This is a genomic window from Bacillus cereus group sp. RP29 (assembly GCF_040459765.1).
Classification (GTDB): Bacteria; Bacillota; Bacilli; order Bacillales; family Bacillaceae_G; genus Bacillus_A; species Bacillus_A paranthracis.
Genome location: NZ_JARVHN010000002.1, coordinates 224,661 through 241,531, shown reverse-complemented (window position 1 = coordinate 241,531; position 16,871 = coordinate 224,661). Strand labels below are relative to the sequence as shown.

Genomic DNA, 16,871 nt, shown 5'->3' with positions numbered 1-16,871 from the left:
TATGGTAAAAACTAAACTAAAAAAATTAATGCTATCTAGCCTATGTGCTGGCGCTCTAGTTTTGAGCGCAGCATGTGGAAATAGCGAAACAAATGTAGGAGAAGAAAAAGATAAACAGGGGCACACTCCAAGGGAAATGATGCTTGATTTTGTAAAGGCCGACTTACAACATGATTATAAAACAATACGTAAATTAGTTGTCGATGGGGAGAAAAATAAAATATTGGACCCTAATAAAGGACCTCAAAATAATTTATCTTACAAAGATTACACTGTAAAAGAATATGTGGTAGATAAGGACACAATTATGTATAACTTTATTTCAAAGAAGCCCCCTAAGAATATCGATAAAGCAGTGAAATGGGTAAGAGTAGTTCGTACAGAAGATGGGTTCAAAGTTCGAAGCTATACCGGACCTGAACGAAATGAAATTGATGAAGTAGCAAATACTAAACCGACAAATGAGTTTAGTTCCAAAGATTAATGGTTTTCCCATAAAAGGGGGAGTAACATGTAATGAAAAAGTTTATTACCCTATTGTTATTAATTTGTACTTTGCTTTTAGCATTTAATTTACTTTTTAAAGCTGCTCCAGTATATGCAGAGGAAGAACCCAGACCTTCTCTTATAGACGACATCATTCCAAAGAATAAGGAAAAATTAAAATATGAAGAATATCCACCAAGTAGTTATGGGATTGATGTTTATACTCCAGAAGGTGGATTTGGAGAATCTCTTAAATTTTGGAAATGGAAAGATAATATTAAAGAACAAATTGTAGCAACTATTTTTATATTAATTAGTATTGGGTGGTCAGTAAACCTTGCAATTAGTAGTTTTGTGACTAGTATGGTAGGCCAATCAATGAGTTTAAATATAGTAGATGATGTTGGAGATAAGTTAGGTGATGTAATCTCTAAAGCGGCAGGCTTCAATGGTTCCTGGGGGAATGGAATATATAGTGAATTAATTGGACTCATGTTAGCTTTATTAGCTTGCTGGGTTATCTGGGTAGGCTTTGTACAACGACGCCAGTCAGAGATGCTAGGAGGATTATTAAAGGCATTAGGTATTTTAGTTTTCACCCTAGGTTTTTTTGCGAATTCAAGTTATATCATCAAAGGACTTAATACTTTCTCCGAACAAGTAAATAAAACAGTTCTTGATTCAACTCAAAGTATTAGTGGAGCAAGTGAAGGATATTCAAGTGGTGTCGATTCTATCACTGATTTAACACATACCCTATTAATCAAACAACCGTATACGTTATTACAGTTTGGTACAACAGATATGAAGAAAATTGGTGATGAGAGAATTAAGAAAATGTTAACAACGACAGATCCTGAAGAAAGAAAAGCTCTTTTAAAGGATGAAGTTGAGGTTCAGAAAAACCAAACACTCTCGTTAGATGCTACTTTTGAAAGAGGGGCGCTTGTATTATTACTTGGAGCAATTAATCTACCTTTATGGATTGTTCTTGGATTATGTAGTATGGCGATGTTATTCTATCAATTAATGTTTATTATTGTAGCTTTAATGTCACCTGTAATGTTATTAATGGCATTAGTTCCAGCCTGGACTGGAACAGCTAAAAGGTTCTTAGCTGAATTATTTAGAACACTTTTAATGAAAGTAGCAATTGGCTTTCTTATAACTTTAATGTTTTGGGTTTCTTCAATCTTATTTAGCGCAACAGATAAGTATGGTTATTTAGTAGTTGCCGCATTACAAGTACTTTCATTCTTAGGTGTTTGGTTATACCGTAAAACAATTTTCGACGCAATTACTACAGTACCGGCAAGTGCAGGAGCGGCACGCGCATCAGATGCTATGAGTAATATTAGGCAGAAATATCGTGATGTTAAACGTGGATCTAAGACAGTTGGAAGAGGTGTAGCAACTGGTGCTGCAGTAGCTAGTAATGCGGGGAAATCAGGCTATAGTAAATTTAAACAGATGAAAGCAAACTATGCAAACAGAAAAGAAAAGGTAGGAGAAGGAAAGCGTAAGGAAAAAGAGCAAATGCAAGCAGAAAAAGAAAAAAATATTAATCAAATGAAAAAAGAAGAAAATTTAGGTGTTCGCGATAGAAAAGGAAATCAGGAGCAAGAAAGAGTTAAGGAAGAAGTAGCCGCAACTAAAGAGAATCCAGAATTAGCAGTACGAGGGAATCATGAAGGTAATGATTCTGAAATGCAACAGGCTGAATTAAAAGGTAAAGAAGAGGATGTAAAAGCGGACGTTAAACCAGTAGCGCAATCAAATGAGGAACTAAATAGTAAAGAAGAAGATGTAAAAGCTCAAGTTAGACCAGTAGCAAGTCAAAATAATGGTGGACTTGAGAATAAAAAAGAAGATGTAAAAGCAGAAGCAAAACCAGCAGCAACAATTAAAACACCAACAGGTCAAACAAAGCCAGTTACAACACCACAGTCGGGACCAACACCGTCGCCAGCAAATCCAGTGGAGAGCAAGCAAATTACAACACCACAGTCGGGACCAACACCATCGCCAGCAAATCCAGTGGAGAGCAAGCAAATTACAACACCACAGTCGGGACCAACACCATCGCCAGCAAATCCAGTGGAGAGCAAGCAAATTACAGCACCACAGTCAGGACCAACACCATCGCCAGCGAATCCGGTGGAGAGCAAGCAAATTACAGCACCACAGTCAGGACCAACACCATCGCCAGCAAATCCAGTGGAGAGCAAGCAAATTACAGCACCACAGTCAGGACCAACACCATCGCCAGCGAATCCGATTGAAAGTAAACCAGTTACTACTTCACATGTAAGTACTCCACAAAAACAAGTAGAGGTAAAACCGGTTAATCCACAACAAATTAAGAATGTTCCTAAAGAGAATAATCAGCAACAGGTAAAAGATGGAGCGGCAATTAAAAAAGTTGAAACGAAAGCACAAACACAACAAGAAGCTTTAAAAAATGTAAAAGCAAAAGAAACGATAAAACCAAAATAATTCAGCTCGTGAGGGAGGGTTTATACATTGAGTGCGGAACCAAATCGCGACTTTGAAAATGAACATCGTCCTGAAGCTGAACTAGGGAATGCTAAGCCTGCCTTGAAAAAGGCAGGCCATTCTTTAGGAAAGGCGGCTGGAAAAGGATCCAAAATAGCGGGTAAAGCAGTTGCGCAAGTTGGTAAGAAAGTAGCGGTTAAGGTAGCTCAAAAGGCAGCTACAGTTGCTATTGCAAAGCCATTATTAATAATAGCTGGTGTTATTCTGGCTGTTGTTGCAGGTTTAGGAATAGTCATATTTTTATTAACTGCTACAATGGGAGAGGATGAAGTCAGTCCTGGAGGAATTGGTGGTCCTTTTACACCAGGTACTGCAAGTGTTAGTCCTGAAGTAATGAGATGGGAGCCATTGGTGAGGAAGTATGCAGCACAACACGGCATAGAAGCGATGACCCCATTAATATTAGCTCTTATTCAACAAGAAAGTTCTGGGACTCAATTGGATGTAATGCAAAGTTCGGAATCACAAGGATATGGTCCAGGATATTTTACAGATCCAGAAGAAAGTATTAAATATGGTTTAATGCATTTTGCTGATTGTCATAAAAAATCTAACGGCGATCCAAATATTACACTACAGTGTTATAACTATGGTACTGGTTATGCAAACTATGCACTTTCTAACGGTGGATATACACACGCGAATGCAAGAGCATTTTCAGCAGAACAGACAGCGAAAACTGGTTATAAATGTGCTTCTTGGCGAAGTGCAGAAGCAGTAGCCAATAATTGGTGTTATGGTGATCCAGACTATGTTCCACATGTATTAAGATATTATCAAGGCGGTAGTGGTGGTGGACCTGTAGCCGGAGGAGATGAATTATTTAAAAAGGTAATGGATGAAGCAATTAAATATCAGGGGTGGCCCTATGTTTGGGCAGGAAGAACTCCACAAACATCATTTGATTGTAGTGGACTCATTCAGTGGGTATATGGGCAGGCCGGTGTTAATCTAAATGGTACTGCAGAAACACAATTTAAAATTACACAGCGAACCAATGATCCACAACCAGGAGATTTAATATTTTTCCAAGGTACCTATAAACCAGGTATTTCACACGTTGGAATTTATGTAGGTAACAATCGTATGTTCCATGCAGGAGATCCAATTGGTTATGCAGATTTAAATACACCGTATTGGCAACAGCATTTTGCGGGTTATGGAAAGGTGGCAAGATAGGAGGGGTGAAATGAAAAAAACGACAATTTTATTAATCGTATTGCTTATAGGTAGCATAGGATTAAATTTTAAAATAAATGCAGATAATGCCCAACTTAAAGATGAAAAGGCAAAGCTGTCTAAGAAAATACAAAAAGTAGAATCACAATATAAAGATACGGAGAAAGAATTGCAAGCTTTAAAGAGTAATAACCAACAACAGGTAAAGGAAGCAGCTGAGAGATTTTTGAAAGCATTTCGAACATATGATACTGGTAAAGGAGAATCATATATTACAAACGTTGAAGCGTATATAACTCCAAATGCGAAGAAGGAATTGACACCTCCTGGTGCACCAAATCCACCTGCTTCAAGTACTGCAGAGGAAAAAGATAAGAAAAAGGTAGCTTTTAAATCAGAGTACGTTGGTGGTGAATTGTACTATGCTTTCATAGATACTACAAAAGCAAACGTACTTGCTAAGGTTAAAAGTAAAATGATTATAAATGGTGTATCATCTGAAAATATGTCATTGATGCAAATCAATTTAATTTATGATGGAAATAAGAAGTTATGGCTCGTTGACAAGGTTATACCATTAGCTGATTTAAGAGATCAGATGCCATAAGTTAATAAATAAGTACTATAAGGGTGTAATAATAAAAGAGCCTCTTCTATCATTCTTGAATAGAAAGGGCTCTTTTACTTTTAGTAGTTATTATTAATAACTAACAATTTAGTGTAATGATGACTTTTCTCTTTTATTTCTCATATAAACAGCAAATTGCATCATTTCTTGCTCTGTTAGAAAATCTTCTTGTATTTCCTTTTGCGCTGCTGTACCTACATATACTAAATCGTCCCACTTTGAGAATGGCTGTTCCCCTTTAAAAACCATCTCGCTATACCGTTTTAATTCTCCATCAATGTTTACTACATTAATTCTTCCCCCATTATTTAAGAAGCCTAACGCAAACATCTTGTCAGAATAATAAAAATCACATTCAGTATTAGGGTCATGTAATTTCTTTAAATTTAATTGATAATTTATCTCTTCTTGTGGAATTTCTCTTTTTTCAGTTATCATTTTTTCATATGAGGAGAGTGGTAGGTTATCAAATTCTTCTTCAAAGACTTCTTTAAAAACCCAGCACTTATCACTTGTATCTAAAGAATAAAGTTGATACCACTCATCGTAATGTGTTTTGTATAAGTATGTATGTTGCCCGTTAATTGTTTTTTTGTACGATTCCACAATGTAATGATCGGAAAAGTAATGGGTTTGATCATACAAAGTAACATCATCATAATGATCTTCAGTTTCAACAATGAATTTTTTCTTTTCTCCTGCATATGCATATTCATACCCATCAACAATAGGGAAATCTTCTGGATAAACGTTCATACACTCATTTTTAATTAAACAATCTCTTACTTCTTCTACAGCTGCTGCTGGTATTTCTGCTATATTCAAAAATTCTTCAAAGCTATTGTTTATATTAATTCCATGAGAAGACAATATTTGATTTAGTTGTTTGGCTAAACCAAACTCTTCAAAAATCATGTATTCGTATTCGTTAGGGTTAAATTCATTTAGTAATACGTAGGAATCCAAAGAATGCATCTTATAAGTATTTACCCACTTCACAGGTTTATGAAATTCTCCAGGGCGTATTAGATACCCCCAAAGTCCTACGTATTTCTGAAATGCATCTGCAGGCAATATGAAATATAGCGAACCTTCCTCGGTTTCTTTTTCTAATATCCTTTTTTCATTAAATAGTTTACGCATCCTTTTTCCCCTCGCAATCAAAATTGAAAATAAAAAAATAGTTTATATAGAATTAGTTTTTGATGAAAATTTAATTGATTAAATATACAACTATTTTAACATTAACTTTTATAAATAAGATAAGAATCAGAGCTAGTTTTAAAAATTTTAGAAAATATTTCTAAAACACTTAGTTTCTCAGTTAAAAGTATCAATAATTCAAGTAGAAGTATTATTTTTGAATTTTATAAATATTGAACGAGGGAGAGGAGATATTTTTATGGATTCAAAAACTTATGAAAAGCTACAGGCACTACGTAGATATAAAGAGCCAATTCAAGCAGTATTGAGAACGGTTAAAAGACATGATAAAGAAGATCCAGATACTGAATACGCTGAGTTTGCCCTTGAAAACGGTAAAATTATAGGTATTTGTAAAAAAGAAGACTTCTCAGATTATTCTTTTAGAAGTATTACACAATTCACAGGTAATATTTTTAATGTAGTAATCACTCAGATGTCTGATGAACTGGATGTTAATAAAGTTCAGGTATCAGTAAAAGAAGCAAGTAGGAGATCGGCAGATGCTTTAATTCGTGAGTTAATAGAATTGGAGCAAGATGATAGACTGCAAGAGCCAACCTACGAAGCAGAAGTAACTGGATACAATATGAATGCTCAGGTTCCAACTATATTCTTACGCATCAATGGTGCCGAATGCTTCATGAAATTACATGAACTAAACTATGGAAGAGTGTATAAAAATGCTGTGGATCGTTATGCACCTATTGGTGAACGCATTCCAGTCAAGGTTCTACAATTTAATCCGGAGCAACGATTAATCCACGTTTCTAGAAAAGCAGCAGTGGAAAACCCTTATCAGTTATTATCTGAATTAGCTGAAGGAGATACAATCGTTGGAAGGGTAGTAAATGTTGACCCGCGTTTTGGAGTTTTTGTTGAATTGGACCAAGGCTGCACAATTAAAGGAATTGTCCCTAAAACAATCGAACAGCCAGTATTGGATGAAGTAGTTAGTATGAGAATTGTGAATGTGGATGTAGAAAAAGAGAGAGGGTCGGGGGTTATCTTCAAGTTTCCTTTTGGACGCAAAAAAGTTAACGACCCAACGGCGTTTTTATATAACTAATGAGTGCGCCGCAGGTTTCCGTACAAGAGAATGGAAAGGCGGTTCAATATTGGCTTAATAGGGACCAATCTTTATCACTTTGGGATGACCCCTCTTTACAGGGGGGACCAATTCTTCCAGATAAATTCAAACCACTCACAGATTTACGTAGTATTTATGACAGAATTAATTCAGGTTTTATAAATGAAAAAGACAATTTAATACTAAAGCTTATTTGGGATTCATTAGCAATTACTGAAGCTCAAATTAAAAATTTTGTGGAGTCTAAAATTAGTAGGTCTCAGGTTTCCGAATCGCTGAAAAAGCTAGTACTGTATGGATTTGTTAGTAGATGGGAGATAAAATCGGGGCTATTTCCGGATCAACCCAAAACCTCTGCTCCAATTACGCTAAATACTGCAGGTCATTTGATGATGTGGGCTTATCATAACCGTAATACAAACTATTCATTAAAGCCAGAGCAGTGGTTAAAACTTGGGGTGGCGGGTGTACAGAGATTTGTCACTATGAATCAGATAAAATATGAGTTTGCAGTAGGCCAACAGTTATTAAAAAATTGGTGCTGGTATCCGAAGCTACAAGGTACTGGTAGGGGATATAATCCAATTGCTGTTGGAGAAATTAAAACTCCAATTGGAAATCAAAACTTCATATTTGAAAGGGTACAACAAGGTCAGCGATATGCACAACATTTGAAATCGAGATTGAGAATTTGGGAAGATCAAATTCAAAATGGACCAAATAATTTATTGAATTTCGAAAACACGAAGAGTTTACCAGGAATTTTTATATTATCTATATCTAATCTCGCTTTAGCAGAATATGTTAGAAAGGAGCTAATGTTAGACTTACGAAAGATTCCTATAATGCTTGTAATAGATGAATGTATTCACAATGAGGGATTTGCAAAATCATTTTATGTCTCAACTCAAAGCAGCATTCAGCAAGCATCATTACCATTTTTGAGATAACAAGAGCTGCTTCAGGTAAATATGCTGAAGCAGCTCTCTGTTGTTCTAACGATGAATCGATATGCACAACTTAACTTTTGTTTGAAATATATCTAATTTTATTTTTTGTATATTTCTATATATAATTATATATATATCGATTAATAATTTCTAAAATATCACTGCGAGAAAAAACGCCTGTTTTTGATACTTTTTTTGCTAATTTTATTAACGGAGTCATTATAGAAGTTGCTAAGTAGTTACTACCTACCATTTTGGATATATATTGTTTTGTATCAATTGATAAAATTTGACTGGGTTCTATGTTTAATCATATGGTTTCTGCAAAACGGTAATCACCTTGGGAGAAAAGTGCTGCATTTAAAGCTCCAACAGATGTACCTGAAATGGCACAAATATTGTCACTAATACCGTATTCATTGAATGCTTTCCAAGCACTTATGTGATAGGCTCCTTTGCCCCCACCACCAGCTAGAACAAGACCAACTTCTGTCATCAAATACAATTCTTTCTATACTAGAATTTCCTAATAATATTATAACAAAAAAACATAATATGAAGAAAAAATAACTTGGTAGTTGTAGTGAAAAAGTAAATATGTTTATAAATCATAAAAACATTTCTTTTATTATGATTTATTGTTTTTATCGATTAGGAGAACTAACTATTATATATTGAAAATTAAGACAACTAAAGATATTATATAGATAAGACTTTCTTTTTTTTTACTTTTCATAATCAATTACTAATATAACCCTTTCGGGGCTATGATTTTGTAAAGCTGAATTGCTTGCAATTATTCATATACCTGAAAGGTTTTTTTTATATTTAAAAACAATTAAGCTGGTCCCATTATTTAAAGGTTTTCAATAAAGAGAGTGCGATGAGTTGTTAATTTGTAATGTGAAAACACTATGAGTTATTAAAATTAAAACATTAAGGGAGATAATTATAATGATAGGTGAAACTTTTAAAAATTTGCTAATAAGTCTGGCTGTTTTGATAGTGGGGTTAAGTACCATATATTTAATAATTAAATATAGCTTCAAATTAACAGTAGAAAAAGCTATACCTAACTTAATAGCCTATGCCAGCTTATATTTACCAGGAGTTATAACTTTTGGCTTAGTTGGATATTTTTCGAATTCATGGATTTTTGGAATTATAATGGGTGTCATAGTTGAAGCAATTCGTTTCTATGGGTTAGGAAGAATACTAAATCAAATATCCTCTTCTTTAAGAGCGATGAAAGTGAAAAATGCTATAGCAAAAGCAAATAAAAAAGTAAATGTTAAAAATAAACCTTTAGAGGTCATTCAAGCTTCTGAAGTTAACATAGAAAAAGAGAGCAGGTCACAAGAGAAACCAGCAATTGAGCTAAAAAAAGAAAAAGAGAAAATTATAAAAACAGAAAAGCTAGAAATAATTGATGATGCAGATGAAGTTAAAGAGTCAGAGGGAATGGAGGGATTAGAACATATTGAGGTACTTAAACACCTGGAAATGATCGCAGAAACTAAAGATGATGTAATAGTGGAAAATGGTACTACAGTAAAACGTAAGCGTAAACAAGCTGAAAGTACACCAGATACACAGAAAATCTATGAACAACTAAAACTAGTTATATTAAGTAGGAATTCAGAAAAGAAAAATGATGAAATGAGTTTTTAGTTTCTCTTTAAATTGTAATATTATAGGGAATGTTATAAAGATAAAGTGTTTTATGAGGGAGATATTAATTTAAAAATAGTAGGAGCCGAAGAATATTTAAAACAAAGCGCCTTGGAAAAAATTGAGCATTTAAAGAATGTATATAAGGCTGTTAAAAATGAGGAATTAGATATAGAAATAGAGGTGCATCTGGAATTAAAAATACCATTTTGTCGGAATCATAGGTTTTTATAGGTTTAGACAATCTGATAACATAAGAGCCTGTTTGCATGTGCTACCTTTTTTTATGTACAATAGTAATAAGATATGATATAGACAGGGAGAGGAAATCCATGTCCACTAAATTAGTGAATTTACGCATTGATTTTGCTTTTAAACAGTTATTTGGAACAAAAGGAAATGAGGAAATTTTAACGGGTTTCCTAAATGCAATTTTAGAGGAATCTTTAGATGCACCTATTACTTCGCTACAATTAGATGATCCACATCTCCATAAATCTTATGAAGATGATAAGTTATCGATTTTAGACCTATTAGCAACGCTAGATAATGGAACGCAAGTGAATATTGAAATTCAGCTTCGAAATACACATGATATGGTAAAGAGATCATTATATTACTGGAGTAAACTTTATACATCCCAAATGCAAGAAGGAATGCCATATCGTTCACTTCGGAAAACTATTACCATTAACTTACTAGATTTTATTTTATTTTCTCAGGATGATGCATTTCATACCATCGGACAATTATGGAATACTAAAATGCAGCAACTCCTAAGTGACGACATTGAAATCCATTTTGTAGAGATACCGAAATTGGTAAAACAATGGCGTGAAGAAAAAGTAAACCCGTGGGAAAATACATTTGTTCGTTGGATGTTATTATTACCAGCGCATGAAGATGAACATTTAACTCAAACATTGGAGGAGATTGCGATGAATCAAGATCCAATTTTACAAAAGGCAATAAATAAATGGGAAAATATGAGCCATGATTCTTCTTTTAGAACAGCGTACGAAGCTCGAGAGAAATTGCTTTTAGATGAACAAGCCAAGCTAGCACATGCAGAACAAGAGGGCATGGAAAAAGGCATTGAGCAAGGTAAGATGCAGATGATCCGAGGAATGCATGAAATTGGTGTACCACTTGAAACTATTGCAAAAGCAAGTAAGTTGAGTGTGAAGGAAATAGAACGTATCTTAAATATAAAATAAATATATGTGAGTATACAGAACTCATGAGTAGAAAAATTAGACGTTCATTATCATATACGGTTAATGGGAAAGCATTGCTGAAGATTTCAGCAGTGCTTTTTTTATATCATTTAAGGAAATTGATTTTTTGTTAAAAAATTCAATTTCCTTTTTACGATTTAAAAATATTTTAATTTTGTTGTAAAGTGACAAAAAAGTTGTTTAAAAAAATGTGAGTCATTCTGTTCAACAATCGGGCCATTTAATGGAATTAAGGAGGGGATTATTCAAAGGGAAATCGAAGTTAATTTAGAGTTATGATATTTTTTTTCGATAATCTAAAGTAACTATGTTATGTAAGGAAGGAACTAATATAAGTCTTGGAAATATAAATAATTGAAAGTTGTACAAGAAAGGTTTAAAAGCGTTAGAGGCATTAGGATAGTTGTGAATAAATAATTATGAAACAAAGTAAGTTAGAGCTTATAAAGGAGCTTAGAAGATGACAATTAGTGCAGAGAGGAAGTATTCCAGATTGATGAGGTTGCGTAGAATCTGCGGTTATGGTGCCGCAATATCAGTAGCACCTTACCTGCTGATCAAAATCGTATGGACTTTTGGTATCTTCCTTCCAACCGAGCAAATGGGTGACGCTAGTTGGCGCATTATAAACGCAGTAACCGCCGTTCTCGCTGCAATTGGTATCTTTCTTGCAATGGCGTTTTGCAGGCCGTTGGGGGAGCGGCTACCTGCGTGGTTATTTGGGTTGGTACCGGTTTACTCGCTCCCATGCTGTTGATTGCACCGTTTCTGGGCCCTGCAGCTATGATACGGGATCAAGAAGCAGGTGCCGCCGACTTCTGGGTATACGAGCAGATTTTCGTCATGATCTCACTTTTCGGGATCGGCGTCTTCCTGCCGCTTGCATTGGCGGGGTATGCAATGGCACGTTGGCCAGAGGCACTGAGTGGCACAACTGACTACAAGGGGTTGCCGGGCAATACTTTACAACTGCAGATCATCTTAGCTAGGATTGTCGCTGCAGGCTGTATTCTGCTCGGTGTCATCAAGGTGTTTTTGGGCGATAGGAGGCGCGCCTGCACCTAAGTTAGAAGCTGATGGGGATCATGGAGGAGCTCCAACTTATACTCATGGACATTTCCCTGCGCCGAAGTTAGAATCACATGAGAATACAGGAGCACTAGCTAATACAGAGCCTGGCGGGGGGATTTAACTAATACTAATATGAAAGTTATAAATTTATATAGAAGAAAAAAGACTTTGTAATTTACAAGGCCTTTTTTCTATGTAAAAAGCTATTCGAAGAAGAAATGAACGAGTTACTTCCTAGGAAAGGGTGGCGTATTTTTGTTTTGCTAACTTGATTTTGATGTGACGTAATCGTAAGTATTTAAAAATTTAAAAAAGCCCCTCGATCATGTTCAAGGGACCTTACTCACGCAAATGATCTGTAAATCAATTCATTTTTGATATACAGATCATTTGTATGATAATATTTATAAAGAATTGCTAAAGAATGAAATTACATAAATGCTTTTAGAAGTTCTTGAATTAATGGGATTGCTCCACCAATAAATTTTAAAACTGCCATTGCGATTTCCATAGTATTCTCTCCTCTGTTTTTGTATTAAGATGTGTGAATCTTTATAACCTCATTATAGTAAGCGCTTACATTTATAACAATACGTTTTTGTATGCAATATTGCATATTTATACGTTTGGACAAAAATTAGGTCCTATTAGTCATTCTTTAATGGTACCATAGCGAGGTGTGAGTCTTTAAGGGTTTTCCCTAATAGGAGGAAATATGGAAAGAGTACAAGTGATTTACAGTAATCTGAAAATTAAAAGTTTGGCTAAACAGGTATTAGCTGTAGGAGGAATATTAGGGTTCTGCTACTTGGTGTTATATGTTTTTAGTTTCTTAATTGTTATGTAAATATTATATAACTAAACTAGTAGAGTCTTGCCTAGATAGGTAAGGTTCTTTTGTTTTTATCTGTGATGAGCAAACTACATACAAAACCTCTCAAGTTTGTCAGATGCTATGTATAGTGCCTTATTTCTCTATGTTTTAGAACACTAGCTCTTATTATTGAAAGTAAATAAACGTCTATTAAAAATTTTCCGTTTATATTGAAAACACAATTGTATTGATAAAAAATGTGTTTTTATTAGATACATCTTAAAAAGACCAGCATAGATTATATTACGTTTTGGTGAAATTTTTTTATCTTTGAAAAGGATTTAAATCTTACAAATAGATTGGATCCCTTTCTGTATACCGTAATTCCTATATTACCATATTTATATAATATATTGAAAATGATTTAAAAGCAAGAATATTAGTAGGGGACTGTACATGCCCATCAACTTAAGATTTTAAAGTATCCCCTAAACAAAGAATTTCTTTTAAAATTGATTGATAGTAAACAAGATAGGTTGGCAAATCACTAACTAAAGAAATTTCTTCAGGTAAGCTAATCAGTAATATATCAAAAGATTCTTTACAAAATTTAGAGATATATTTCGTAGGTGTTTATCCTTCTATTAGTAGATTAGAAATACTGATATAATTCTACCAGTTGATTTATCAAGACACATCTGGATTTGTAGTCTGTTCATTGATTTTCCGATATATGTATTTCTAGGTCCTTTTAAAAATTGAGCGTTTTGATAAGTTTCATTATAACTAGGATTAATGAAAGATGAATTGTAATGAGCGATATTGTTACGAACAATTCCATTCCGTGCTTGATCTAAAGCAGCTACTGGATATATTTCTTCATGTCCAATAAGAACAATTCTGATGTTGTTATCGTGTACCTTGTTATTGTTAACTTCAAAAGAATCTACATTCCCATTCACAGCAATTGCTTCACTTAGTCTTAATTTTAAATTTGTTACTTCTTTATTTTTTATCAAAAGATGATTTAAATTATTTTATACATGAGGTGAAGTACCATAAGTAATAAAGAATAATTTAGATGTTTCATGTGAAAAAGAGTACTAGATTTGATAATATTTTATTTGAATATAAACAGTTACTTAAATATTGATAAGATAAGTTTCCAAACTAATATATGGGGAGTAGAAAAAAGAATTATTTTCTTGTTTTTCAAAATAAAAGTTATAAGGAAGAGAGGAAGCACATGAGTTGACAATATTCACATTGTAATGAAAAAGACCTCTATTTTACTGTAAAGTAATAGAAGTCCTTTATTCGAATGTTTCTCTTTGTTCAATTTTATAATTGTATTTTAGTAACTTTTTTCGTCTTTGGATTTACAGCAAACCATCCTAATGTAGCTGTATGATCGGGATGATCTTCATACACTTGGATAACAAAATTACCATTCTCATCGTCGTTATTATATTGTACTACTACATCTGTTGAGAAATTAAATTGTCGTCGTACAAGGTCTTCAGCCTCGTGTTCAGTTATTTCACCTTTATCCGTGACTGTGTCTTGTTGTTTCTTAATTTCTTCTTTTGTTTTTTGGTGTTCTTGTTCCGCTTTTTTCTTTTCTTGCGCAGCTTGTTCTTTTTCTGCTTTCTCTTTTCTTACCTTTTCCTGTTCATCTTCATGTTGTTTCTTCGATGTAATCGCTTCATTCATTAATGTTGTTGCTTCACTTACAAGTTGTGGTGATTCTTTTTTATCAGCTATTGCTTTGAAAGCTTGATAGGCTTCATCATATTTTTGTTGGTTTAATAAATCTTTCCCCGATTGAATTTCTTTCTTTGTTGATTCTTGTTGTTCTTGAGAACTCTTAGCGGTTTTGATGATTTTATCCGCTTGTTCTTTTGCAGATTTGAATATTTTATCATCCGTTTTTCTTTCGTAATTTTTTCAGCATTTGCAATTGCCACTTCGTATTTTTCTTCTTTTAATGCAGTAGCGCTGTCTTTCATATCATTTGCTAATCGAATGTATTTCTGAATTTCGTCTGTTGATTTATCCTTTGCAGCTTTTTCGAAAGAGTTAACAGCATCTGCATATTCCCCTTTTTCTATGGCCTTTTTACCTGAATCAACTTGCTCATCATACATTTTTGAGCTACACCCACTTGCTACAATTAACAAACCTAAAACTGTTGCCATAACTTTTTTCACAACAATTCCCCCTTCTACAATCTATATTTTAGTTTATTTAGATATACTTATCAATCAGGGGAACTCCATTTCCTCAAGATATAAAACTTTGAATGCATTGGAGTATTAGGTCTCTTATAGGTAATGGCGCATGTCAATCAATCTAAGGTTCTGAAGTAGCAACGAAGTGTGTATTTAGTCGTTATTTTTGTTTTGAGGAAGAATGTATTGTTAACTTGATAACGATGGGATACTGCATACATTTTAATCCCCCCATTTTTATGTATAATTGTAATAAAAATCAAAATGTTCGAAATGAAGGTGAGCATCATGAAAAGTTTTGGTATGTTAGTAATCTCTACCGTCCTTTCAGCGGGTCTATTATATTTTAATGTCAATTCTTTTTATAATAAATTTAACTCTGGAAATACATATTACTGGATAAATGGTATCCTAGCAGTTTTCTTCCTTGCGTTCCTTATCAATAATGTAAAAGATATCATCAAGAAAAATTACATAAATTAAACAAGTTTAGATACCTTACGCGCTTTAAATAATAAAGGGCCGATACACCCATAAGAGGGTAAAATCAGCTCTTTTCGAATGGGGAAATGCATGAAGATATGTATAAAGGATGATAATGAGGAAGCACTTGTTTTTGGTAATGTACATACGAATAAAACTCTACAAGCAGGAAAACACAATGTTATTGATATCCTTCAAAAACATGATATTTTTGATGAAAAAAGCATTTGCCAGTGAATCTGTCCGAAAGTTAGTACGATTTAGAGGAAGAAGCGCTAAGAGAAATTCAAAGATACATAGATGCAAATAACGATTGAAAACCTCGTTACGCTGTAAGGGTTTCGAGGTTTTTCTATCAAAGGGCTGTATACTTTATCGACGTTATTTTTAAACTGCTTTGTAATGAGGGAGATAATTTGTTAGGGTATATATCATTATATAATTTTATATAGATGAAATTATGCATATTTAGATTTTTTGAACGTAATTAAAACTATATGTTTTTGATTACGTATATATAAAGAGGGGTTAATTATCGTGTCCAATCGATTCATTGAATTACAAAAAAATAATACGAGTTTCAAATTTAATAATTTAAATGGCTCAATAATACAGGTAATGGGCAATTGAAAATTCAAATTGTAGGTCAATTGGATGCTTTTACTATAAAGACGCTATATAAAAATTATGACATTATTGCAAGAAATTTAAAGGTTTACCCAACAGTTAAAATATATCCGAGGGGCTATGCGTTAGATGGTGGTATTGGGGGCTTTTATCATGCTGACAGGAATCATGTCTATATAGTTGATCACTATTATTTAATCTCGATTCTTTCTCATGAGATGAGGTATGCTTATCAGTATATATATTTTCAGGATTTATACTTTAATACAACTTACAGCTCCGCGCGTGAATACTTAAATTGTGAAGTTGAGAGGGATGCAAGAGAATATTCAATCGAGTTTTGTTTGGCTAGGGGATATCGTGAAGAGGCAGAGCATTGTAAAGTAAGTGAGGAACAGTATGAATTAGTTATACAAAATAAGTTATCACCAAGTGAAATGGGGTTAAGCGATGGGTATTTTAAAAGAAACCCTGTAAAGGCTACTGTCGTTTCAAGAGATTATCATTTGAGTCAAAAAACCATTATGAAAACAAAGGGTGGTGTAAGTCTAACGGTTATAGAAGGTGGTGCTGGTGAAAAGTCTGGAGGGGCAATATATATATGTGGGCGGTACTTCTTATCCTTGCTACACTAATTTATTTAA

The 16,871-nt window shown here is 33.8% G+C and carries 15 protein-coding genes and 4 pseudogenes; 13 read left to right on the top strand and 6 right to left on the bottom strand.

Annotated elements, in window-relative coordinates; genetic code table 11:
• The first annotated feature begins 1 nt into the window (after nt 1).
• Genes QCI47_RS29350 through QCI47_RS29335 form a run of 4 tightly spaced genes read left to right on the top strand, consistent with a single transcriptional unit; the run spans nt 2 to nt 4,828 of the window.
• Nucleotides 2-484, top strand: coding sequence for a hypothetical protein (locus tag QCI47_RS29350; RefSeq protein WP_000241157.1), 483 nt, complete (start codon nt 2-4; stop codon nt 482-484).
• A 32-nt stretch (nt 485-516) separates the two neighbouring features.
• Nucleotides 517-2,982, top strand: coding sequence for a CD3337/EF1877 family mobilome membrane protein (locus QCI47_RS29345; protein ID WP_000713571.1), 2,466 nt, complete (start codon nt 517-519; stop codon nt 2,980-2,982).
• 27 nt (nt 2,983-3,009) lie between these two features.
• On the top strand, nt 3,010-4,221 hold the full coding sequence (locus tag QCI47_RS29340; protein WP_001271984.1) for a bifunctional lytic transglycosylase/C40 family peptidase: 1,212 nt from the start codon (nt 3,010-3,012) through the stop codon (nt 4,219-4,221).
• Nucleotides 4,222-4,231: 10 nt separating this feature from the next.
• Nucleotides 4,232-4,828 carry a prefoldin domain-containing protein gene (locus tag QCI47_RS29335; RefSeq protein WP_000753851.1) on the top strand — a complete coding sequence of 199 codons (597 nt, stop codon included), beginning with the start codon at nt 4,232-4,234 and terminating at the stop codon, nt 4,826-4,828.
• Nucleotides 4,829-4,936: 108 nt separating this feature from the next.
• On the opposite strand, the gene QCI47_RS29330 is transcribed toward QCI47_RS29335, so the two are convergent.
• Entirely contained in the window at nt 4,937-5,992 is a 1,056-nt protein-coding gene (locus tag QCI47_RS29330; RefSeq protein ID WP_001228475.1) for a hypothetical protein, read from the bottom strand.
• Nucleotides 5,993-6,251: 259 nt separating this feature from the next.
• On the opposite strand from QCI47_RS29330, the gene QCI47_RS29325 reads away from it, so the two are divergent.
• On the top strand, nt 6,252-7,121 hold the full coding sequence (locus QCI47_RS29325) for a S1 RNA-binding domain protein (protein WP_000377610.1): 870 nt from the start codon (nt 6,252-6,254) through the stop codon (nt 7,119-7,121).
• Nucleotides 7,121-8,092, top strand: coding sequence for a hypothetical protein (locus tag QCI47_RS29320; RefSeq protein WP_001275788.1), 972 nt, complete (start codon nt 7,121-7,123; stop codon nt 8,090-8,092). The genes QCI47_RS29325 and QCI47_RS29320 overlap by 1 nt, the downstream gene beginning before the upstream one ends.
• A 310-nt stretch (nt 8,093-8,402) precedes the next feature.
• Here QCI47_RS29320 and QCI47_RS29315 read toward each other — a convergent pair whose 3' ends face one another.
• The gene (locus tag QCI47_RS29315) at nt 8,403-8,588 is read right to left on the bottom strand and encodes a patatin-like phospholipase family protein (protein WP_000141146.1); all 186 of its coding nucleotides are present in this window, start codon (nt 8,586-8,588) and stop codon (nt 8,403-8,405) included.
• 458 nt (nt 8,589-9,046) lie between these two features.
• Here QCI47_RS29315 and QCI47_RS29310 point away from each other — a divergent pair, with 458 nt between their 5' ends.
• The 4 genes and pseudogenes from QCI47_RS29310 to QCI47_RS29295 form a co-directional block, all read left to right on the top strand.
• Nucleotides 9,047-9,763 (top strand): hypothetical protein, encoded by a 717-nt coding sequence (locus QCI47_RS29310; RefSeq protein ID WP_000578901.1) that lies wholly within the window; start codon nt 9,047-9,049, stop codon nt 9,761-9,763.
• Nucleotides 9,764-10,095: 332 nt separating this feature from the next.
• Nucleotides 10,096-10,980, top strand: coding sequence for an Rpn family recombination-promoting nuclease/putative transposase (locus QCI47_RS29305; protein ID WP_000104998.1), 885 nt, complete (start codon nt 10,096-10,098; stop codon nt 10,978-10,980).
• A 481-nt stretch (nt 10,981-11,461) separates the two neighbouring features.
• Nucleotides 11,462-12,055, top strand: a pseudogene (locus QCI47_RS29300) (hypothetical protein); the annotation flags it as partial.
• A pseudogene (locus QCI47_RS29295) lies at nt 12,044-12,193 on the top strand (group-specific protein); the annotation flags it as partial. The pseudogenes QCI47_RS29300 and QCI47_RS29295, both read left to right, overlap by 12 nt.
• Before the next feature lie 309 nt (nt 12,194-12,502).
• Here QCI47_RS29295 and QCI47_RS29290 read toward each other — a convergent pair.
• The 4 genes and pseudogenes from QCI47_RS29290 to QCI47_RS29275 all read right to left on the bottom strand — a co-directional run bounded on the left by QCI47_RS29290 (nt 12,503) and on the right by QCI47_RS29275 (nt 15,096).
• A pseudogene (locus tag QCI47_RS29290) lies at nt 12,503-12,688 on the bottom strand (hypothetical protein).
• Between the two features lie 911 nt (nt 12,689-13,599).
• A pseudogene (locus tag QCI47_RS29285) lies at nt 13,600-13,923 on the bottom strand (DUF5123 domain-containing protein); the annotation flags it as partial.
• 304 nt (nt 13,924-14,227) lie between these two features.
• Complete coding sequence (locus tag QCI47_RS29280; RefSeq protein ID WP_013142320.1) at nt 14,228-14,599, bottom strand: axoneme-associated protein mst101(2); 372 nt, start codon at nt 14,597-14,599, stop codon at nt 14,228-14,230.
• Between the two features lie 92 nt (nt 14,600-14,691).
• A complete protein-coding gene (locus QCI47_RS29275; RefSeq protein WP_013142321.1) occupies nt 14,692-15,096 on the bottom strand; it encodes a COG3014 family protein in 405 nt (134 codons plus the stop codon).
• Nucleotides 15,097-15,405: 309 nt separating this feature from the next.
• Between QCI47_RS29275 and QCI47_RS29270 the strand changes: the two genes are divergently transcribed.
• From QCI47_RS29270 to QCI47_RS29260, 3 genes are all read left to right on the top strand, one after another.
• Nucleotides 15,406-15,600: a hypothetical protein gene (locus QCI47_RS29270; protein WP_000834518.1), complete on the top strand. Its 195-nt coding sequence runs from the start codon at nt 15,406-15,408 to the stop codon at nt 15,598-15,600.
• Between the two features lie 90 nt (nt 15,601-15,690).
• Nucleotides 15,691-15,837: a hypothetical protein gene (locus tag QCI47_RS29265; RefSeq protein ID WP_000686580.1), complete on the top strand. Its 147-nt coding sequence runs from the start codon at nt 15,691-15,693 to the stop codon at nt 15,835-15,837.
• Nucleotides 15,838-16,226: 389 nt separating this feature from the next.
• Nucleotides 16,227-16,862, top strand: a complete 636-nt coding sequence (locus tag QCI47_RS29260; protein WP_000701548.1) for a hypothetical protein — start codon at nt 16,227-16,229, stop codon at nt 16,860-16,862.
• The last annotated feature ends 9 nt before the right edge of the window (nt 16,863-16,871 follow it).

Excerpts from the sequence above, each read along its gene's own strand:
- QCI47_RS29350 (WP_000241157.1), top strand. The coding sequence starts at position 2 with ATGGTAAAAACTAAACTAAAAAAATTAATGCTATCTAGCCTATGTGCT.
- QCI47_RS29315 (WP_000141146.1), bottom strand. The coding sequence starts at position 8,588 with ATGACAGAAGTTGGTCTTGTTCTAGCTGGTGGTGGGGGCAAAGGAGCC.
- QCI47_RS29310 (WP_000578901.1), top strand. The coding sequence starts at position 9,047 with ATGATAGGTGAAACTTTTAAAAATTTGCTAATAAGTCTGGCTGTTTTG.
- QCI47_RS29345 (WP_000713571.1), top strand. The coding sequence starts at position 517 with ATGAAAAAGTTTATTACCCTATTGTTATTAATTTGTACTTTGCTTTTA.
- QCI47_RS29270 (WP_000834518.1), top strand. The coding sequence starts at position 15,406 with ATGAAAAGTTTTGGTATGTTAGTAATCTCTACCGTCCTTTCAGCGGGT.
- QCI47_RS29330 (WP_001228475.1), bottom strand. The coding sequence starts at position 5,992 with ATGCGTAAACTATTTAATGAAAAAAGGATATTAGAAAAAGAAACCGAG.
- QCI47_RS29280 (WP_013142320.1), bottom strand. The coding sequence starts at position 14,599 with ATGAATGAAGCGATTACATCGAAGAAACAACATGAAGATGAACAGGAA.
- QCI47_RS29320 (WP_001275788.1), top strand. The coding sequence starts at position 7,121 with ATGAGTGCGCCGCAGGTTTCCGTACAAGAGAATGGAAAGGCGGTTCAA.
- QCI47_RS29335 (WP_000753851.1), top strand. The coding sequence starts at position 4,232 with ATGAAAAAAACGACAATTTTATTAATCGTATTGCTTATAGGTAGCATA.
- QCI47_RS29265 (WP_000686580.1), top strand. The coding sequence starts at position 15,691 with ATGAAGATATGTATAAAGGATGATAATGAGGAAGCACTTGTTTTTGGT.
- QCI47_RS29325 (WP_000377610.1), top strand. The coding sequence starts at position 6,252 with ATGGATTCAAAAACTTATGAAAAGCTACAGGCACTACGTAGATATAAA.
- QCI47_RS29305 (WP_000104998.1), top strand. The coding sequence starts at position 10,096 with ATGTCCACTAAATTAGTGAATTTACGCATTGATTTTGCTTTTAAACAG.